Annotated in this window: 19 protein-coding genes; 10 read left to right on the top strand and 9 right to left on the bottom strand. The window is 72.7% G+C overall.

All coding sequences use genetic code 11. The annotated features are described in order from the left end of the window. Window positions 1-356 precede the first annotated feature (356 nt). From ACFVZH_RS13425 to ACFVZH_RS13395, 7 genes are all read left to right on the top strand, one after another. Window positions 357-659: an urease subunit gamma gene (locus tag ACFVZH_RS13425; protein WP_033201785.1), complete on the top strand. Its 303-nt coding sequence runs from the start codon at window positions 357-359 to the stop codon at window positions 657-659. Between the two features lie 15 nt (window positions 660-674). After that, window positions 675-1,055 carry an urease subunit beta gene (locus ACFVZH_RS13420; protein ID WP_384896386.1) on the top strand — a complete coding sequence of 127 codons (381 nt, stop codon included), beginning with the start codon at window positions 675-677 and terminating at the stop codon, window positions 1,053-1,055. After that, window positions 1,048-2,769 carry an urease subunit alpha gene (locus tag ACFVZH_RS13415; RefSeq protein WP_384896384.1) on the top strand — a complete coding sequence of 574 codons (1,722 nt, stop codon included), beginning with the start codon at window positions 1,048-1,050 and terminating at the stop codon, window positions 2,767-2,769. Before ACFVZH_RS13420 ends, ACFVZH_RS13415 begins: the two co-directional genes overlap by 8 nt. 10 nt (window positions 2,770-2,779) lie before the next feature. Beyond that, a complete protein-coding gene (locus tag ACFVZH_RS13410; protein WP_384896382.1) occupies window positions 2,780-3,445 on the top strand; it encodes an urease accessory protein UreF in 666 nt (221 codons plus the stop codon). Window positions 3,446-3,475: 30 nt separating this feature from the next. Further along, window positions 3,476-4,153 carry an urease accessory protein UreG gene (ureG, locus tag ACFVZH_RS13405; protein WP_384896380.1) on the top strand — a complete coding sequence of 226 codons (678 nt, stop codon included), beginning with the start codon at window positions 3,476-3,478 and terminating at the stop codon, window positions 4,151-4,153. Further along, entirely contained in the window at window positions 4,150-4,893 is a 744-nt protein-coding gene (locus ACFVZH_RS13400; RefSeq protein ID WP_384896378.1) for an urease accessory protein UreD, read from the top strand. The genes ureG and ACFVZH_RS13400 overlap by 4 nt, the downstream gene beginning before the upstream one ends. Window positions 4,894-5,061: 168 nt before the next feature. Next, window positions 5,062-6,639, top strand: a complete 1,578-nt coding sequence (locus ACFVZH_RS13395; RefSeq protein ID WP_384896376.1) for an alpha/beta hydrolase — start codon at window positions 5,062-5,064, stop codon at window positions 6,637-6,639. Between the two features lie 60 nt (window positions 6,640-6,699). On the opposite strand, the gene ACFVZH_RS13390 is transcribed toward ACFVZH_RS13395, so the two are convergent. Together ACFVZH_RS13390 and ACFVZH_RS13385 are read right to left on the bottom strand one after the other, a co-directional pair. Continuing rightward, window positions 6,700-7,734 carry an NAD-dependent epimerase/dehydratase family protein gene (locus ACFVZH_RS13390; RefSeq protein ID WP_384896374.1) on the bottom strand — a complete coding sequence of 345 codons (1,035 nt, stop codon included), beginning with the start codon at window positions 7,732-7,734 and terminating at the stop codon, window positions 6,700-6,702. A gap of 64 nt (window positions 7,735-7,798) precedes the next feature. Further along, a complete protein-coding gene (locus tag ACFVZH_RS13385) occupies window positions 7,799-8,524 on the bottom strand; it encodes a lysophospholipid acyltransferase family protein (RefSeq protein ID WP_384896372.1) in 726 nt (241 codons plus the stop codon). A gap of 79 nt (window positions 8,525-8,603) precedes the next feature. Here ACFVZH_RS13385 and ACFVZH_RS13380 point away from each other — a divergent pair, with 79 nt between their 5' ends. Next, window positions 8,604-9,641 (top strand): DUF3048 domain-containing protein, encoded by a 1,038-nt coding sequence (locus ACFVZH_RS13380; RefSeq protein WP_384896370.1) that lies wholly within the window; start codon window positions 8,604-8,606, stop codon window positions 9,639-9,641. A gap of 9 nt (window positions 9,642-9,650) precedes the next feature. Here the strand turns inward: ACFVZH_RS13380 and ACFVZH_RS13375 are convergent, their stop codons facing one another. The 5 genes from ACFVZH_RS13375 to ACFVZH_RS13355 all read right to left on the bottom strand — a co-directional run bounded on the left by ACFVZH_RS13375 (window position 9,651) and on the right by ACFVZH_RS13355 (window position 14,260). Then, window positions 9,651-9,860, bottom strand: coding sequence for a hypothetical protein (locus ACFVZH_RS13375; RefSeq protein ID WP_384896408.1), 210 nt, complete (start codon window positions 9,858-9,860; stop codon window positions 9,651-9,653). Window positions 9,861-10,031: 171 nt separating this feature from the next. Further along, a complete protein-coding gene (locus ACFVZH_RS13370) occupies window positions 10,032-10,976 on the bottom strand; it encodes a cytochrome c oxidase assembly protein (protein ID WP_384896368.1) in 945 nt (314 codons plus the stop codon). A 104-nt stretch (window positions 10,977-11,080) separates the two neighbouring features. Then, window positions 11,081-12,106: a 6-phosphofructokinase gene (locus tag ACFVZH_RS13365; protein ID WP_384896366.1), complete on the bottom strand. Its 1,026-nt coding sequence runs from the start codon at window positions 12,104-12,106 to the stop codon at window positions 11,081-11,083. Window positions 12,107-12,264: 158 nt separating this feature from the next. Then, window positions 12,265-12,993 carry a type 1 glutamine amidotransferase gene (locus ACFVZH_RS13360; RefSeq protein ID WP_384896364.1) on the bottom strand — a complete coding sequence of 243 codons (729 nt, stop codon included), beginning with the start codon at window positions 12,991-12,993 and terminating at the stop codon, window positions 12,265-12,267. A 19-nt stretch (window positions 12,994-13,012) separates the two neighbouring features. Continuing rightward, entirely contained in the window at window positions 13,013-14,260 is a 1,248-nt protein-coding gene (locus ACFVZH_RS13355) for a MurT ligase domain-containing protein (protein ID WP_384896362.1), read from the bottom strand. 126 nt (window positions 14,261-14,386) lie between these two features. Here ACFVZH_RS13355 and def point away from each other — a divergent pair, with 126 nt between their 5' ends. Further along, the gene (gene def, locus ACFVZH_RS13350; RefSeq protein ID WP_384896360.1) at window positions 14,387-14,944 is read left to right on the top strand and encodes a peptide deformylase; all 558 of its coding nucleotides are present in this window, start codon (window positions 14,387-14,389) and stop codon (window positions 14,942-14,944) included. On the opposite strand, the gene ACFVZH_RS13345 is transcribed toward def, so the two are convergent. Next, the gene (locus ACFVZH_RS13345) at window positions 14,941-15,588 is read right to left on the bottom strand and encodes a TetR family transcriptional regulator (protein WP_384896358.1); all 648 of its coding nucleotides are present in this window, start codon (window positions 15,586-15,588) and stop codon (window positions 14,941-14,943) included. The two genes, def and ACFVZH_RS13345, sit on opposite strands and share 4 nt — an antisense overlap. Before the next feature lie 162 nt (window positions 15,589-15,750). Here ACFVZH_RS13345 and ACFVZH_RS13340 point away from each other — a divergent pair, with 162 nt between their 5' ends. Beyond that, window positions 15,751-16,968, top strand: coding sequence for an acyl-CoA dehydrogenase family protein (locus tag ACFVZH_RS13340; protein ID WP_384896356.1), 1,218 nt, complete (start codon window positions 15,751-15,753; stop codon window positions 16,966-16,968). A 49-nt stretch (window positions 16,969-17,017) separates the two neighbouring features. Here the strand turns inward: ACFVZH_RS13340 and ACFVZH_RS13335 are convergent, their stop codons facing one another. Beyond that, on the bottom strand, window positions 17,018-17,512 hold the full coding sequence (locus tag ACFVZH_RS13335; protein WP_384896354.1) for a VOC family protein: 495 nt from the start codon (window positions 17,510-17,512) through the stop codon (window positions 17,018-17,020). Between the last annotated feature and the right edge of the window lie 45 nt (window positions 17,513-17,557).

Genomic DNA, 17,557 nt, shown 5'->3' with positions numbered 1-17,557 from the left:
GCGCGCGGGGGGGGGTTCGTGGGGGGCCCCCCAAACGGCCGGGGCCCCCCCCCCCGCCGGGGTGGGGGCCCCGCGGCCGTTCGGGGCGCGAGAATCGGGGTCCAGGCGCCTGCGCCGTATGCCTGCACCGTCTATCTGCGCCGTATACATCGCGCCACTCGGCGATCGCCCGGAGGCCGATCCGGGCCGATGATCATCAAAATGCAAAGCCGCAGTTAACGAGCCGGAAAAACTTCCGCCCTAACGTGCAATGTCTCGCCGCGCGCCGCATCTTCGCCGTTCAACACAGTGTTGAAGGTCGGTAGGGTCCGCAGCTGTCCGGGTGCCGTCCCGGTCGACGACTGTGAGGTGGAAGAGTGCAACTGAGCCCGCACGAGCAGGAACGCCTGCTCATCCATGTGGCGGCCGACGTGGCCGAGAAGCGCCGGGCCCGGGGCGTCCGCCTCAACCACCCCGAAGCCGTCGCCCTCCTCACCTCCCACATCCTGGAAGGCGCCCGGGACGGCAGGACCGTCGCGGAGCTGATGGCCTCCGGACGCAAGGTGCTCACCCGCGACGAGGTCATGGACGGCATCCCGGAGATGATCCACGACGTCCAGGTCGAGGCCACCTTCCCGGACGGCACCAAGCTCGTCACCGTCCACGACCCCATCGTCTGAACGGGGCGGCCGCAGATGATCCCCGGAGAAATCCTGTACGGGGACGGCCCCGTAGCCCTCAACGAGGGACGCCCCGTCACCCGCCTCACCGTGCTCAACGCCGCGGACCGGCCCGTCCAGGTCGGCTCCCACTACCACTTCGCCGAGGTCAACCCCGGCCTGGAGTTCGACCGCGCCGCCGCGTACGGCCTGCGGCTGCACATCGCCGCCGGGACCGCCGTCCGCTTCGAGCCCGGCATCCCCGTCGAGGTCGAGCTGGTGCCCCTGGCCGGCCGCCGGATCGTGCCCGGCCTGCGCGGCGCGACCGCCGGCCCGCTGGACCCGCCGCCCACGGACCCGGACCCGGCGGCATCGCACCCGGTGGACCCGGACACGAACGGAGCCCCCCGTGCCTGAGCTGCACCGCGCCGTCTACGCCGACCTGTTCGGCCCCACGACCGGCGACCGCATCCGCCTCGCCGACACCGACCTGCTCGTCGAGATCGAGGAGGACCGCTGCGGCGGCCCGGGACGCGCCGGCGAGGAGGCCGTCTTCGGCGGCGGCAAGGTCGTCCGCGAGTCCATGGGACAGGCCCGGACCACCCGGGCCGAGGGCGCCCCCGACACCGTGGTCACCGGCGCCGTGATCATCGACCACTGGGGCGTCGTCAAGGCCGACATCGGCATCCGCGACGGCCGGATCACGGCCCTCGGCAAGGCCGGGAACCCCGACACCATGGACGGCGTCCACCCCGACCTCGTCATCGGACCCGAGACCGAGATCATCGTCGGCAACGGGCGGATCGTCACCGCCGGAGCCGTCGACGCCCACGTCCACTTCATCTCCCCGACCGTCGTCGAGCAGGCCCTCGCCACCGGCGTCACCACCCTCGTCGGCGGGGGCACCGGACCGGCCGAGGGCACCAAGGCGACCACGGTCACGCCCGGCCCCTGGCACCTGGCCCGCATGTTCGAGGCCCTGGACACCTTCCCCGTCAACATCGGACTGCTCGGCAAGGGCAACACGATGTCCCGCGACGCCATGTACTCCCAACTGCGCGGCGGAGCCCTCGGATTCAAGATCCACGAGGACTGGGGGGCCACCCCGGCCGTCATCGACGCCTGTCTCGGCGTCTGCGAGGAGACCGGCGCCCAGCTCGCCATCCACACCGACACCCTGAACGAGGCCGGCTTCGTCGGCGACACCCTCGCCGCCATCGCCGGCCGCACGGTCCACGCGTACCACACGGAGGGCGCGGGCGGCGGGCACGCACCCGACATCATCACCGTCGTCTCCGAGCCGTACATCCTCCCGAGCTCGACCAACCCGACCCGGCCGCACACCGTCAACACCATCGAGGAGCACCTCGACATGCTGATGGTCTGCCACCACCTCAACCCGGCCGTCCCCGAGGACCTCGCCTTCGCCGAGTCCCGCATCCGGCCCTCCACCATCGCGGCCGAGGACGTCCTCCACGACCTGGGCGCCATCTCGATCATCTCCTCCGACTCCCAGGCCATGGGCCGGATCGGCGAGGTGATCATGCGGACCTGGCAGACCGCCCACGTCATGAAGAAGCGGCGCGGCGCCCTGCCCGGCGACGGCCGCGCCGACAACCACCGGGCCCGCCGCTACGTCGCCAAGTACACGATCAACCCCGCCGTCGCCCAGGGCATGGACCACCTCATCGGCTCGGTCGAGCCCGGCAAGCTCGCCGACCTGGTCCTGTGGGAGCCCGCGTTCTTCGGGGTGAAGCCGCTCACCGTCCTCAAGGGCGGCCAGATCGCGTACGCGCAGATGGGCGACGCCAACGCCTCCATTCCCACGCCCCAGCCGGTGTTGCCCCGCCCGATGTTCGGCGCCCTCGGCAGGGCGGCGGCGGCCGGATCGGTCAACTTCGTCGCCCAGGCGGCGATCGAGGACGATCTGCCCCGCAGGCTCGGGCTGCACAAGGAGTTCACCGCCATCGGCTCCACCCGCCGGGTCACCAAGGCCGACATGCGGGAGAACGACGCCATGCCCCGGGTCGAGGTCGACGCCGACACCTTCTCGGTGACCATCGACGGCGAGCCGGTCGAACCGGCACCCGCCGTCGAACTGCCCATGGCCCAGCGTTACTTCCTCTTCTGAGCGGGCCGCGATGACGTCACGATCGGCTCTCCTCGTGCTCGCCGACGGGCGGTTCCCCGCCGGCGGGCACGCCCACTCCGGCGGCGCCGAGGCCGCCGTCCGGGCCGGCCGCATCACCGGCGCCGCCGACCTGGAGTCCTTCTGCCGCGGGCGGCTGCACACCACGGGCCTGACCTCCGCCGCGCTCGCCGCCGGCGCCGCGCACGGACTCGACCCGGACGAGCTCGACGCGGCCGCCGACGCCCGTACCCCCTCGGCCGCACTCCGCGCCGCCTCCCGCAGACTCGGCCGCCAGCTGATGCGGGCCGCCCGCGCCACCTGGCCCGGGCCCGAACTCGACGCGCTGGCGGCCGCGTTCCCGCGCGGCGCCCACCAGCCCGTCGTGCTCGGCACCGCGGCCAGGGCCGCCGGACTCGGGCCGCGGGACGCCGCGCACTGCGTCGCGTACGAGACGGTCGGCGGCCCGACGACGGCCGTCGTCCGCCTGCTCGGCCTCGACCCCTACCAGGCCACCGCCGTCCTCGCCCGCCTCGCCCCCGAGATGGACCGGGTCGCCGAGCAGGCGGTGGCCGCCGCCCGCGGGGGCGTCGACGCGCTGCCCGCCGCCTCCGCACCCCTCCTCGACATCACCGCGGAGCAGCACGCGGCCTGGCCCGTCCGCCTCTTCGCGTCCTGACACCCGCCCACCCCCCCCAGGAGCCGCCCCATGCACCTCGACCACGGCCACACCCACCACGGCGCCGTCTCCGCCGACGCCCACCGCCCCGACGGCACCCGCCGCGCCCTGCGCATCGGGCTCGGCGGACCGGTCGGCTCCGGCAAGACCGCGACCGTCGCCGCCCTCTGCCGGGAACTGCGCGACACCCTCAGCCTCGCGGTCGTCACCAACGACATCTACACCCGCGAGGACGCCGAGTTCCTGCTCCGCAACGCCGTCCTGCCGCCCGAGCGCATCCAGGCCGTCGAGACCGGCGCCTGCCCGCACACCGCCATCCGCGACGACATCTCCGCCAACCTCGAAGCCGTCGAGGACCTCGAGGACACCGTCGGACCGCTCGACCTGATCCTCGTCGAGTCCGGCGGCGACAACCTCACCGCCACCTTCTCCAAGGGACTGGTCGACGCCCAGATCTTCGTCATCGACGTGGCCGGCGGAGACGACATCCCCCGCAAGGGCGGACCCGGCGTCACCACCGCCGACCTCCTGGTCGTCAACAAGACCGACCTCGCCCCCCACGTCGGCTCCGACCTGGCGCGGATGGCCCGCGACGCCGAGGAGCAGCGCGGAGACCTGCCCGTCGCCTTCACCTCGCTGCGCGCCGAGAACGGCATCGGGCCCGTCGCCGACTGGGTCCGGGCCCAGCTGGGGGCCTGGACCGCGTGAGCCTGCGCGCCACCGCCCGGATCGCCGCGACCGCCGACGGCGGCCTTCCGCTCCTCGTCAGCGACGGCCCCCTGGCCCTGCGCCGCACCCGGGCAGTCGGCCCCCGCACCCGTGTCACCGTCGTCGGGGCGATGAGCGCCCCGCTCGGCGGGGACCGCCTGGCGATCGAGACCGAGGTACGCGACGGGGCCCGGCTGCTGGTCGACTCGGCCGCCGCCACCCTCGCCCTGCCCGGCCGGAGCGCCGAGCCCGCCGCGTACGACGTCCGGATCGTCGTCGGTGCGGGGGGCGAGCTCCGCTGGCTGCCCGAGCAGCTGGTCTCCGTCCAGGGCTCGGACCTGCGGATGCGGACGACGGCCGAACTCGCCGCCACGGCCCGGCTGGTCCTGCGCGAGGAGCAGATCCTGGGCCGGCACGGCGAACCGTCCGGGACCCTCGTCACCCGGCTCACCGTCCGCCGCGCCGGACGCCCGCTGCTCGACCAGGAGCTGGCCTTCGGCCCGGGGGTCGCCGGGGGCTGGGACGGCGGGGCGGTCCTCGGCGGCCACCGTGCCACCGGTCAACTGCTCGTCGTCGATCCCGCGTTCGAGGAGAAGCCGGTGGAGCCCCGGCCGGTCGGTGAGCTCGCCGCCATCACGCCGTTGGCGGGGCCCGCCGCGCTCGTCTCGGCCGTCGCCCCCGACGCCCGCGTGCTGCGCCGCGTCCTCGACGCGGCCCTGGCCGAGCTCGCCCCGTTCTGACCGGCTCCTTCGGGTGACCGCTCAGCGGTACACCTCTCACCGGTTATTGGTTCGGTAAAGAAACAGGCGTTCGCTCTTTCATCGTGTGCCCCAGGGACGAAAGGATCCCCGGGACAACCCGATACGCGGCGCTGCCACGGGGGCGGCGCCCACCCTGGGGGAGGACCATTGAGACGTACTGCAGTGCTCGGTTCGGCCGGCACTCTGATAGCGGGCACGCTTGTCGCGGGCGCGATCGCCGCCCCGGCGGCGAACGCCGACAGCCGGCACCTGCGCGACGCGGAGTCGATCGGCGTCGCCGTCGCCGCCGCCCGCGCCGCCCAGACGGGCATCGACTGGCAGGACTGTCCGGCGGACTGGGGCCTGGAGAAGCCGATCCAGTGCGGCTGGGTCACCGTCCCGGTCGACTACGCCAAGCCCAACGGCAAGAAGATCAAGATCGCGGTCGACCGCATCAACGCCACCGGCACCCCGGCCGAGCGCCAGGGCGCCCTGCTCTACAACCCGGGCGGCCCCGGCGGCTCCGGCCTGCGCTTCCCGCGCCGGGTCACCACCAAGAACAAGATCTGGGCGAACGCCGCCAAGGCATACGACTTCGTGGGCTTCGACCCGCGCGGTGTCGGCCACTCGGCGCCCATCTCCTGCGTCGACCCGACCGAGTTCGTCAAGGGCCCCAAGGCCGACCCGGTCCCCGACAGCGAGGCCGACAAGCGCGCCCAGCGCAAGCTCGCCGCCGAGTACGCGAAGGGCTGCGCCGAGAAGAGCGGCGACATGCTGCCCTTCATGACCACGCCCAACACCGCGCGCGACCTCGACGTCGTCCGGGCCGCCCTCGGCGAGAAGAAGCTGAACTTCGTCGGCGTCTCGTACGGCACCTACCTGGGCGCGGTCTACGGCACCCTGTTCCCGACGCACGTCCGCCGCATGGTCCTGGACAGCGTCGTGAACCCCTCGACGCGCAACATCTGGTACGAGGCCAACCTCGGCCAGGACATCGCCTTCGAGGGCCGGCTCACCGACTGGATGACCTGGGTCGCCCAGAACGACGCCACGTACCACCTCGGCGACACCCTGGCGGAGGTCCGCCAGCAGTGGACCATCCTGCGCGCCGATGCCAAGAAGGCGCCCCTCGGCGGCAAGGTCGGCCCGTCCGAGCTCATCGGCTTCTTCCAGAACGCCCCGTACTACGACTCCATGTGGGCCCCGGTGGCCGAGGCGTGGAGCGCGTACGCCGCCGGTGACCCGCAGCCGCTGATCGACAACGCGGCCGCCGACCTCACCGACACGGCCGGCAACATCGCCTCGGAGAACAGCAACGCCGTGTACACCGCGGTCGAGTGCGCCGACGCCCCCTGGCCGACCAGCTGGAAGAAGTGGGACCGGGACAACTCCCGCCTCCACGAGCAGTACCCGTTCATGACCTGGTCCAACGCCTGGATGAACCTGCCCTGCGCGACCTGGTCGGGTCCGAGCGCGCGCCCCACCGTGGTGAAGACGAACAAGGGCCTGCCGCCCGTGCTCATCACCCAGTCCGAGCGCGACGCCGCCACCCCGTACGAGGGCGCCGTCGAGCTGCACAAGCGGTTCAAGGGCTCGCGTCTGATCACGGAGAAGGACGCCGGCTCGCACGGCATCACCAACCTGGTCAACCCGTGCCTCAACCCCAAGGTCGAGGCATACCTGCTGACCGGTGAGCTGGACGCCACGGACCAGACGTGCGCCCCGCACGCCGCTCCGCAGCCGTAACGACACCCGCAGTCGGGTGAGGAGGGGGCGGGCCGCCCGGCGGCCCCCCCCCTCCGCCTCTCAACGCGTGGCGAGCCAGGCGTCCTCGGCCGCGTAGTCGAACCAGTCCTGCCCGTACTTGGCGAGATTCGGGAACGCCTCCAGCCAGTCCCGGCCCGCGAGCCGCTCCGCCAGCCACTCCACCGTCGCGGGCAGCGACTCCGCGTACCCGACCACCGGCCGATAGCCCAGCTCGCGCTCCGCCGCCGTCATGTCGTACACGATCGGCGCGTCCAGGCCCCAGGGCGTCTCACCCACCTCGCCCACCGGCGGCGGCCCGTCCACGAGCACCGTCTCGCTCTCCACCCCCACGACCGCGTCCACCGCCGCGGAGATCTCCACGACCGTGGGCGCCTCCGGGTCGGCGGCGTTCAGCACCCGCGTCCCCGGCCGCGCCGCCGCGAGCCGGATCAGCTCCGCCAGGTTGTCGACGTGCGCCGGGTGGAACCGCGGGACGCCGCCGTACGCCAGCACCCGCACCGGCCGCCGGTCGAGCGCCCGCTTCACGAAGAACAGCTCCCGCGGCGACCGGCAGTGCGGGCCGTGGATCGCACCCGCGCGCAGCAGCGTCGTCGGCAGCAGCTCCCCGGCCGCCGTCAGGTCCCGCTCCAGGGCGACCTTCCGCGTGCCGTACGTACCGTCGCCCGGCGCCACCGTCGCCAGGGACTCCGGGATCGGCACCGGGTAGCGCGGGAACCCGTCCGGCTCGCCCATGGTGTCGAAACCGCGCCCCCGCTCGTCCTCGTACACCGCACCGCTGGAGATCACCACGGCCGAGCCGATCCGGTCCGCCAGCCCGGTCAACTGGGCGGCGTGCCCGGCGTCGTACGCCACCATGTCCACCAGGACGTCGGTGCCGTCGCCGAGCGCCGCCGCCAGTGCCCCCTCCTCGTTCCGGTCGAGCCGCACCGACCGGACCTCCTCCGGCCACTTCGCGTCCCTGCCGCCGCCCCGCGAGGCGGCCGTCACCTCCCAGCCGTCCGCGGCGAGGGCCCGCACGGCCGCCCGCCCCACCTGTCCCGACGCACCCAGTACGAAAGCGTTTCCCTTGGCCATGGCCGCGACGCTACGGCCGCCCGAACCGGCGGCCCAAGCGATTGCGCCGTGCGCGGATCCGCCCTCAGCGTTCCGGGCGGGGGAACTTTCCCCGGGGCCCGTCGTCCGCCTCCCCGGCCTCCGCGGCCTTCACCACCGCCGCGTAGTCGTCCACGTACTCCTGCCCCGACAGACGCAGGATCTCGTACATGATCTCGTCGGTCACCGCGCGGACCACCGCCCGCTCGTCCGCCGACCCGGCGAAGCGGGAGAAGTCCAGCGGCGCCCCGAAGCGGATGGTGACCCGCCGGATCCGCGGCACGACCTTGCCTGGCGGCTGGATCTCGAACGTGCCGACCATCGCGCAGGGCACCACCGGCACCCCGGCGGTGAGCGCCATCACCGCCACCCCGACCTTCCCCTTGTAGAGCCGCCCGTCGTGCGAGCGGGTCCCCTCCGGGTAGATGCCGAGCAGCTCGCCCTTGGCGAGCACCCCGAGCCCCTCGCGGATCGCCGCCCGCCCGGCCTCCTTCCCGGACCGGTCCACCGGGATCTGGCCGGCCGCCCGGAAGAAGGCGGCCGTCAGCCTGCCCTTGATCCCCGGCCCCGTGAAGTACTCCTGCTTGGCGAGGAAGGTGATCCGCCGGTCGAGCACGACCGGCATCAGGAAGTGGTCCGAGAAGGAGAGGTGATTGCCCGCGACGATCGCCGCGCCCTCCTCCGGGACGTGCTCGAGCCCCTCGATCCGCGGCCGGAAGAGCAGCCTCAGAAGCGGTCCGAGCAGTACGTGCTTCATCAGGTGGTAGAACACCCGCGACCCCCGTTCGTCGTCCGTCGATCCCGTTGTATCCGCGCGAGCGCCCGTGGTCCACTGGTGGGGGAGCGTCATCATGAGCGGCGAGCGCGGTGCCCGACGCCCCGGCCGCGCCCTCACCGCGCTGCTGTGCGCGCTGACGGCGGCCGGGCTGTACGGCTGCTCGGGCTCGGGTCCCACGGAACCGGCCCCGACGCCGACCGCCACCCCTACGGCCCCGCACACCACCACGCCCACCGCCCCGCCTTCCACCACGGCGCCCGGCCGTTCGCCGTTCACCGGTCTCCCCGCCCGCCCCGCCCCCGTCGTCGCCGTGAAGATCGACAACGTGACCGCGGCCCGTCCCCAGACCGGGCTCGGCACCGCCGACCTCGTCTACGTCGAGCAGGTCGAGGGCGGAGTGACCCGGCTGCTCGCCGTCTACTCCTCCCGCCTCCCCGACCGTGTGGGCCCGGTCCGCAGCGCCCGCGAGTCCGACATCGCCCTGCTCCGCCCCTTCGGCCGGCCCGTCCTGGCCTACTCCGGCGCGCAGTCCGCCCTGAACCCGCTGCTCCGGGCCGCCTCCCTGCACCCCGTCACCGAGACCACGGCGCCCCAGGCATTCCTGCGCGCCCCGGACCGGCCCGCCCCGCACAACCTCTACCTGCGGCCCGGCCGCGCGCTCGCCACCGACCCGGGAGCCGAGAACGCCCAGGACATCGGCTTCCGCTTCGGGCCCGCCCCCGCCGGCGGCACCGCGGTCGGCTCGACGACCGTCCGCTACCCGGCCGCCCGCTACACCTTCACCTGGTCCGCCGCCGACCACGGCTGGCGGGTGGCGATGGACGGCCGCGAGGCCCGGGCCACCGACACCGGACCGCTCAAGCCCGCCACGGTCGTCGTCCAGCGCGTCACGGTCCGGCCCTCCGCCTTCCACGACCGGTTCGGCTCCGTCTCCCCGTACACCGAGACCGTCGGCAGCGGGGCCGCGCTCGTCCTGCGCGACGGACGCGCCCACGAAGCCCGCTGGTCCCGGCCCACGGCCGACTCCGGCACCACCTTCACCACCCCGGGCGGGGCACCCTTCGACTTCGCCCCGGGGCAGGTGTGGGTGGTCCTGGCGCCTCGCGCCTAGGGACAGGGATCAGGGCTGGGTCGGGCCGGGTCGGGTCGGTGGGCGCGGGGGAGCGTCCGGTATCGAGCTGTCCGCCGCAGCCATCCCGATCGTCGCCACGAACAGCACCATCAGACCGAACCAGAGCCAGCCGCTACTGCCGAGCGCCACCGTGTACGCCGTCGTCAGTACCAGCGCCGTGCAGGTGAGCACCGTCATCGTCTTCGTGGGACCGGACATGCGTCCTCCTCCCGACCGGGGCCGTGGAAGCCTCCAGGCCATCGTGACCCCGAAGGAGGGGCGCGCGCTACTCCCCGGACGCTCCGGCGCGCGCCGTAACGCGAACCGGGCCCGGCGCCGCGGACGGCACCGGACCCGGAGAGGTCCACGGAGGGGGGGGCGGCGACGGAGTCAGCGACTCCGGAGCGAGGCCAGATAGGCGTTGTACGCCTCCAGCTCCTTGTCCCCGTCCCGGTCGGCGGCCCGGTCCATGCGGACCGCCTGCCGCTGTTCGGAGTGGTACCACTGGTAGACCAGCGCGATCAGCACGAGCACCGACGGGATCTCGCTGAACGCCCAGGCGATGCCGCCCGCCGCGTTCTGGTCGGTGAGCACGTCGATCCCGAGCGACGCCGGGGGATTCCGGTACGCCTTGACCATCGGCTCCGTGGCCATCATCAGCGCGATGCCGAAGAAGGCGTGGAACGGCATGCCCGCGAACAGCTCCAGCATCCGCATCACGTAACCCGGCCGGTGCGGCCCCGGGTCCACGCCCATGATCGGCCAGAAGAAGACCACGCCGACCATCAGGAAGTGGACCATCATCCCGATGTGCCCGGGCTTCGACCCCATCAGGAAGTCGAAGAGCGGCGTGAAGTACAGCGCGTACAGGCTCGCGATGAACATCGGGATCGTGAAGCCGGGGTGCGTGATCACCTTCATGTACCGGCTGTGCAGCAGCTTCAGGAGCAGCTCGCGCGGCCCCGTCGAACCCCGGCCGGCCACCGGGAGCGCCCGCAGGGCCAGGGTCACCGGCGCGCCCAGCAGCACCAGGATCGGCGACAGCATGGAGATCACCATGTGCTGCACCATGTGCACGCTGAACATGACCATGCCGTAGTCGTTGAGCTTGGTGCACGTCACCAGGGCGATCGTCAGCACGCCGACCGTGAAGAACACCGTCCGGCTCACCGGCCAGGCGTCCCCGCGCCGCCGCAGCCGCGCCACGCCCCACCCGTACAGACCGAGCGCCGTGAGGCAGCCGATCAGGAAGAAGAGGTCGGGAGAGAACTCCAGGCCCCGCCCCAGCGTGAACGGCGGCAGATCCGTGGTCATGCCGTGCCCGCTGTGATCCATCGTGAGTACTCCTGGAGCCCGATTCGCGCTTGTTGTCCGCACCAGACTAGAACCGCCCCCGGTCGCGGCAGCGACCGGGGGCGGTTGTCACGCCGTGACGTCGGTCAGAGCACGCACTCCGCCTCGGCGTACCGGTCGGACGGGACCGTCTTCAGGGTCTCCACGGCCTGGGCCAGCGGGACCATCGTGATCTCCGTGCCGCGCAGCGCGGTCAGCATGCCGAACTCGCCCCGGTGCGCCGCCTCGACCGCGTGCCAGCCGAAGCGGGTGGCGAGGACGCGGTCGTACGCGGTCGGGGTGCCGCCCCGCTGGACGTGACCGAGGATCACCGGGCGGGCCTCCTTGCCCAGGCGCCGCTCCAGCTCGGCGGAGAGCTGGTTGGCGATCCCGGTGAAGCGCTCGTGGCCGTAGATGTCGGTGCCGGCGGTCTTGAAGTCCATCGAGCCCTCACGCGGCTTCGCGCCCTCGGCGACGACCACGATCGCGAACCGCTTGCCGGCCTCGAAGCGCTCGCCGACCCGGGCGGTCAGCTCGTCGATGTCGAAGGGGCGCTCCGGGACGACCACGGCGTGCGCGCCGGCGGCCATGCCGGAGTGCAGCGCTATCCAGCCGGTGTGACGGCCCATGACCTCGACGACGAGGACCCGCTGGTGCGACTCGGCGGTGGTCTTCAGCCGGTCGAGGGCCTCGGTGGCCACGGTGACGGCGGTGTCGAAGCCGAAGGTGACGTCGGTGGAGGCGATGTCGTTGTCGATGGTCTTCGGGACGCCGACGATCGGCAGACCGGCCTCGGAGAGGAGGTTCGCCGCCTTGAGGGTGCCCTCGCCGCCGATCGGGATGATCGCGTCGAGACCGAGGTCGGCGACATGGCCCTTGGCGCGCTCGACGCCGCCGACCAGGTGGGCGGGCTGGACCCGCGAGGAGCCGAGGATGGTGCCGCCCCGGGCCAGGATGCCGCCGACCGCGTCGAGGTCGAGCTTCCGGTAGTCGCACTCCAGGAGGCCCCTCCACCCGTCGTGGAAGCCGATGACCTCGTCGCCGTGGTCGACGACGGCGCGGTGCACGACGGAACGGATGACAGCGTTCAGACCGGGGCAGTCTCCGCCGGAGGTGAGCACGCCAATGCGCATAGCCCAAATACCTTTGCAACGTGGGCCGACTCCCGGACCACGTCGTCCGGCTGGATCCCCGCCACCCTATCGCCGCAGGGTGGCGGGGCCGAACCGGATGTCCGCACAGTGGACAACGTACCTTCGTACGAGAGCCGGACGGCGGCGCGTGCGCTGCCTCAGGCGGGCTGCGTGGCGGCCGCGATGCGCTCGGCGCGCAGCGCCTCGTACCAGCGGTCGTCGGTCGGCGGCAGCGCGTTGACATCGAGGGCCAGCTTCAGGAGCAGGTCCGCGACCTGCGGGTTCCGGGCCATCACGGGGCCGTGCATGTACGTGCCGAAGACGGTGTCGTTGTACGCGCCCTCCGTGCCGTCGCCGGTCCCGTTGCCGTTGCCGAAGACGGTCCGGGCGAACGGCCGGGCCGTCGGCCCGAGGTGGGTGATGCCCTGGTGGTTCTCGAAACCGGTCAGCTGGGGGAGGCCGAGGCGCGGGTCGATGTCCGCGAGGACGTCGCCGACGCAGCGGGCACCCTCGCCGCGGGTCGAGATCACGTCGATCAGACCGAGGCCGGCCTCGCGCTCGCCGAGGTCGTTGATGAACTCGTGGCCCAGGATCTGGTAGCCGGCGCAGACCGAGAAGATGATCGCGCCGTTGGAGGCGGCCCGGCTCAGGCCGCCGTCCCGCCGCAGCCGCTCGGCCGCGAGCCGCTGCGGACGGTCCTCGCCGCCGCCGATCAGGTAGATGTCGCCGGAGGTCGGGACGGGCTGGTCGCTGCGGACGTCGACGCGCTCGACGCTGAGGCCGCGCTGCTCGGCGCGGCGCTGCACGACGAGGACGTTGCCCTGGTCGCCGTAGGTGCTGAGCAGGTCCGGGTAGACCCAGACCAGGCGCAGGCTGCTGTCACTCATGCTGCAAGTCCTTTACGGGTCAGTTGCCGACGCGGCGGCGGACGTCCTGGAACGCGGTGTAGTTGGCGATCAGCTCGATCTGCCCGGGCGGGGCCATCGTGACGGCCTCGTCCAGCGTCTCGCAGACACGGAAGTCCACGCCCGCGACCTCCAGCCGGACCGCGAGGTCGAGCCGGCGGTCGCCGATCACCATGATCGGGTGGCCGGCGAGCCGGCCGTAGTCCACGTCCCACAGCCAGGAGGTGTCCGTGCCGTCGGCGCCGCGCGCGTTGACGGAGAGGATCACCGGGGCGGGCGGCCCGTCGATCAGGGAAAACGTTTCGAGCCAGCCCGCCGGGTTCTTCGCGAGCAGCAGACGCAGGTCGCGGCCCTGGAAGGAGACCACGTCGTAGCGTCCGGCGACGGCCTGCACCTGGTACATGCGCTCCAGGGCGACCTGCGGCGGCACGCCGAAGACCGCGGCGACGGCGGCCGAGGTGGCCGCGTTGGCCTTGTTGGCGCGGCCGGGCAGCTGGAGGCGGATCGGCCAGGCCGAACCGTGCGGGTCGAGCACGTGGTCGCCGCTGAGCGCCCAGCTCGGCGCGGGACGGCGGAAGCCGCACTCGCCGCAGAACCAGTCGTCGCCCGGACGCTGCATCACACCGCCGCAGGCGGGGCACGACCAGGCGTCGTCCTTCCACTCCTGGCCGGCGGCGACCCACACCACGTTGGGGGAGGAGGAGGCGGCCCACACGATCAGCGGGTCGTCGGCGTTGGCGACGACCACGGCCTTGGTGCCGTTGAGCCCCTCGCGCCACTTCTCGGCGAGCATCCGGGTCTCGGCCGCGCGGTCGAGCTGGTCGCGCGAGAGGTTGAGCAGCGCGATGACCTTGGGCGTGGTGTCACGGGCGACGCCGGCGAGGTACTTCTCGTCGACCTCGATGACGCCGTACTTGGACTCGGAGCCGCCGGCCAGCGCCGAGGTGATGCCCGCGGGCATGTTGGCGCCGAGGGCGTTGGAGACCACGGGTCCGGCGGCCCGCAGGGCCTCCGCGATCAGCCGGGTCGTGGTCGTCTTGCCGTTGGTCGCCGACACCAGGACGACGTCCAGATGCTGCGCGAGCCGACCGAGCAGGTCCGGGTCGAGCTTCAGCGCCACCCGGCCGCCGATCACCGACCCGCTGCCGCGTCCCGCCGCACGCGACACCGCGGCCGCGGCCTTGCCCGCCGTCACGGCCAGCTTGGCGCGCGGCGACAGCGGCTCTGGATTACCGGGGTGTCCTGACATCGTTCTTGTTCCTCCTTGCGTCGGTCCGGGCTCAGCCTATCGAGATCCGGCCAGCAGCCCGAACAGCGGCACCGTAGAGCGGCCGCCCGAAACCGGGAGGTCACAGCGGAACGTACCCTTACGGCCATGCGAAACCGCCCCATCCCCGGCAGTTCCGGTCTCGTCCGAGCGATGACCCTGCTCGGCGACCCCGTGCTGCACACGCCCTGCGCGCCCGTCACCGACTTCGGACCCGAACTGGCCCGGCTCGTCGAGGACATGTTCGCCACGATGTACGCGGCGAACGGCGTGGGCCTGGCGGCGAACCAGGTCGGCGTGGGCCTGCGCGTCTTCGTGTACGACTGCCCCGACGACGAGGAGATCCGGCACCTCGGCCATGTGGTGAACCCGCGCCTGGTCGAGGCGGACGGCGACGTGATTCGCGGCCCCGAGGGCTGCCTGTCCCTGCCGGGCCTGGAGGCCCCCACGCCCCGCCACGACCGGGCCGTGGTCGAAGGCGTGCGCCTGGACGGCACCCCGGTCCGGATCGAGGGCACGGGGTTCTTCGCCCGCTGCCTCCAGCACGAGGCCGACCATCTCGACGGCGGCGTCTACGCCGACCGCGTCACGGGGTGGCGCAAGTCACGTCTCCTCCGCACGATCCGCAAGCAGCCGTGGGGCGTCCGGGCGTCCGAAACGGTCTAGAAACCCGGGCCGCCCGGGAGGTCGTCGGCTGCCGCGAGGCGACCCCAGAGGAGGTCGGCCAGGCTTGTGACGAGTTCGGCGCGGGTGCAGGGGCGCTCGCCGAGCCACCAGTCGCCCGCGGCGTGCATCATGCCGACGATGCCGTGGCCCCAGATGCGGGCCTGGACCTCGGCGGCGGGGCCGAGGTCGACGCGTTCGGCGATGACCTGGCCCAGCTCCTCGCCCATGCGGCGCAGGAGGGGGGCGGAGTGACGGCCGACGTCGAAGCCCTGCTCGGCCTGCTGGGTCTCCTCCGCGGGGTGCATGAGGAAGCGGTAGACCTGGGGCATCGCCTCGATGGAGGCGAGGTAGGTGTCGAGGGTCGCCTCGACGCGGCGGCGCCGGTCGGCGGGGGCGTCGAGAGAGGCCCGCAGGGCGGCGAGGAGCGCGTCGGTGTGCCGGGTCGCGAGGGCGCGGTACAGGCCGCCCTTGTCGCCGAAGTGGCGGTAGAGGATCGGCTTGGTGATGCCGGCCTCCGCCGCGATCGCGTTCATGGACGCCTTGGGGCCGTCGCGGAGCACCACCCGGTCCGCCGCCTCCAGCAGCTCGCGGCGCCGCTGCTCGGCGGGCGTCTGCCGGTCGGTGGTCCGTTGTGCGATGTCCATAGCGTGTCTCCCCGCCCGTGCGATTCCGTGAGGCTGTCGCAACGTAACACCCGGCCGGGATCCGGTGCCGGTCGGGCCGAAGTGCTCCGCTGCTGGTTGACAGCCCCTACCCACCGGTAACAGACTGGTGTTACCGCAAGTAACATACCGCTGGGAGGGCACATGGGCGAGTTCACGCTCGAACTCAACGAGGACCAGAAGCAGGTCCGCGACTGGCTGCACGGTTTCGCCGCCGACGTGATGCGCCCCGCGGCCGCCGAATGGGACGAGCGTGAGGAGACTCCCTGGCCGATCATCCAGGAAGCGGCCAAGCTCGGAATCTACTCCCTCGACTTCTACGCCCAGCAGTTCTTCGACCCGACCGGCCTCGGCATCCCGATGGCGATGGAGGAGCTGTTCTGGGGCGACGCCGGCATCGCCCTCTCCATCGTCGGCACCGGCCTCGCCGCCGTCGGCGTCCTCGCCAACGGTACCGAGGAGCAGATCGGCACCTGGGTCCCGCAGATGTACGGCGACGCGAACGACGTCAAGGTCGCCGCCTTCTGCTCCTCCGAGCCCGACGCCGGCTCGGACGTCGCCTCCATGCGCACCCGGGCCGTGTACGACGAGGCCACGGACGAGTGGGTCCTCAACGGCACCAAGACCTGGGCGACCAACGGCGGCATCGCCAACGTCCACGTCGTCGTCGCCGTCGTGGACCCGGAGCTCGGCTCCAAGGGCCACGCCTCCTTCATCGTGCCCCCGAACACCCCCGGCCTCTCCCAGGGCCAGAAGTTCCAGAAGCACGGCATCCGCGCCTCCCACACCGCCGAGGTCGTCCTCGAGGACGTCCGGATTCCCGGCCACTGCCTCCTCGGCGGCAAGGAGAAGCTCGACGAGCGCCTGGCCCGGGCCCGCGAGAAGGCCAAATCGGGCGGCGGCGAGCGCGTGAAGAACGCCGCCATGGCCACCTTCGAGGCATCCCGCCCGGCGGTCGGCGCCATGGCCGTCGGCACCGCCCGCGCCGCGTACGAGGTCGCCCTCGACTACGCCAGGACGCGCGTCCAGTTCGGCCGCCCGATCATCGAGAACCAGGGCGTCGCCTTCCAGCTCGCCGACATGGCCACCCAGATCGACGCCGCCCGCCTGCTCGTGTGGCGCGCCTCCTGGATGGCGACCGCCGGCAAGCCCTTCACGGCCGCCGAGGGCTCCATGTCCAAGCTGTACGCCAGCGAGGTCGCCAAGAAGGTCACCGCCCAGGCCATCCAGATCCTCGGCGGGAACGGCTACACCCGCGAGTACCCCGTGGAGCGGATGCACCGCGACGCGGCCATCTACACGATCTTCGAGGGCACCAGCGAGATCCAGCGCATGGTCATCAGCCGGGCCATCGCCAAGTAACGCGACACCGGACGTCCGGGTCCTCGCGGCGGGGACCCGGAACCGGTGGTCAGACCAGGCAGAACTCGTTGCCCTCCGGGTCCTGGAGGACCACCGCGTAGTAGTCCATGCCGTTGGGCTCGTCCATGGCGTACAGGATGGTGGCGCCGAGGGCCGTGAGGCGGGCCACCTCGCCGTCCACCCGCTCGCGGCGCAGCGCGAGCGGGACCTCGCGCCCGCCGCCGACCTTGAGGTCGAGATGGACGCGGTTCTTGACGGTCTTGGGCTCCGGGACGCGCTGGAACCAGACCCGCGGGCCCACGCCCGCGGGGTCCACGATGGACTCCGGGAGCTCCCCGGCGTCGTCGCCCAGCTCGTCCTCGGGGACGCCGATGGCCTCCCAGTACGCCCGCCAGGTGGCGTGGCCGGCGGGCGGCGGATCGGGGACGTACCGCAGGGCCTCCAGCCAGAAGGGCACCAGGCGCTGGGGGTCGGCGCAGTCGATGGTGAGTTGCAGGGTCAGCTCGGGTCGCTCGGCGTGCTGCGGCGGTTCGGGTCGGTCCATGGAACGAGCCTGCCAGAGGCCACTGACAGTCGGCCGGTTCGAGTC

It is taken from the genome of Streptomyces sp. NPDC059534 (assembly GCF_042743475.1).
Lineage (GTDB): Bacteria > Actinomycetota > Actinomycetes > Streptomycetales > Streptomycetaceae > Streptomyces.
Note: the sequence above shows the minus strand (reverse complement) of the source record. Positions and strands in the feature narration are given on the sequence as shown.

Coding starts and splice junctions, on each gene's coding strand:
- ACFVZH_RS13420 (WP_384896386.1), top strand. CDS start 675: ATGATCCCCGGAGAAATCCTGTACGGGGACGGCCCCGTAGCCCTCAAC.
- ACFVZH_RS13410 (WP_384896382.1), top strand. CDS start 2,780: ATGACGTCACGATCGGCTCTCCTCGTGCTCGCCGACGGGCGGTTCCCC.
- ureG (WP_384896380.1), top strand. CDS start 3,476: ATGCACCTCGACCACGGCCACACCCACCACGGCGCCGTCTCCGCCGAC.
- ACFVZH_RS13390 (WP_384896374.1), bottom strand. CDS start 7,734: ATGGCCAAGGGAAACGCTTTCGTACTGGGTGCGTCGGGACAGGTGGGG.
- ACFVZH_RS13380 (WP_384896370.1), top strand. CDS start 8,604: ATGAGCGGCGAGCGCGGTGCCCGACGCCCCGGCCGCGCCCTCACCGCG.
- ACFVZH_RS13375 (WP_384896408.1), bottom strand. CDS start 9,860: ATGTCCGGTCCCACGAAGACGATGACGGTGCTCACCTGCACGGCGCTG.
- ACFVZH_RS13370 (WP_384896368.1), bottom strand. CDS start 10,976: ATGGATCACAGCGGGCACGGCATGACCACGGATCTGCCGCCGTTCACG.
- ACFVZH_RS13365 (WP_384896366.1), bottom strand. CDS start 12,106: ATGCGCATTGGCGTGCTCACCTCCGGCGGAGACTGCCCCGGTCTGAAC.
- ACFVZH_RS13360 (WP_384896364.1), bottom strand. CDS start 12,993: ATGAGTGACAGCAGCCTGCGCCTGGTCTGGGTCTACCCGGACCTGCTC.
- ACFVZH_RS13355 (WP_384896362.1), bottom strand. CDS start 14,260: ATGTCAGGACACCCCGGTAATCCAGAGCCGCTGTCGCCGCGCGCCAAG.
- def (WP_384896360.1), top strand. CDS start 14,387: ATGCGAAACCGCCCCATCCCCGGCAGTTCCGGTCTCGTCCGAGCGATG.
- ACFVZH_RS13345 (WP_384896358.1), bottom strand. CDS start 15,588: ATGGACATCGCACAACGGACCACCGACCGGCAGACGCCCGCCGAGCAG.
- ACFVZH_RS13340 (WP_384896356.1), top strand. CDS start 15,751: ATGGGCGAGTTCACGCTCGAACTCAACGAGGACCAGAAGCAGGTCCGC.
- ACFVZH_RS13335 (WP_384896354.1), bottom strand. CDS start 17,512: ATGGACCGACCCGAACCGCCGCAGCACGCCGAGCGACCCGAGCTGACC.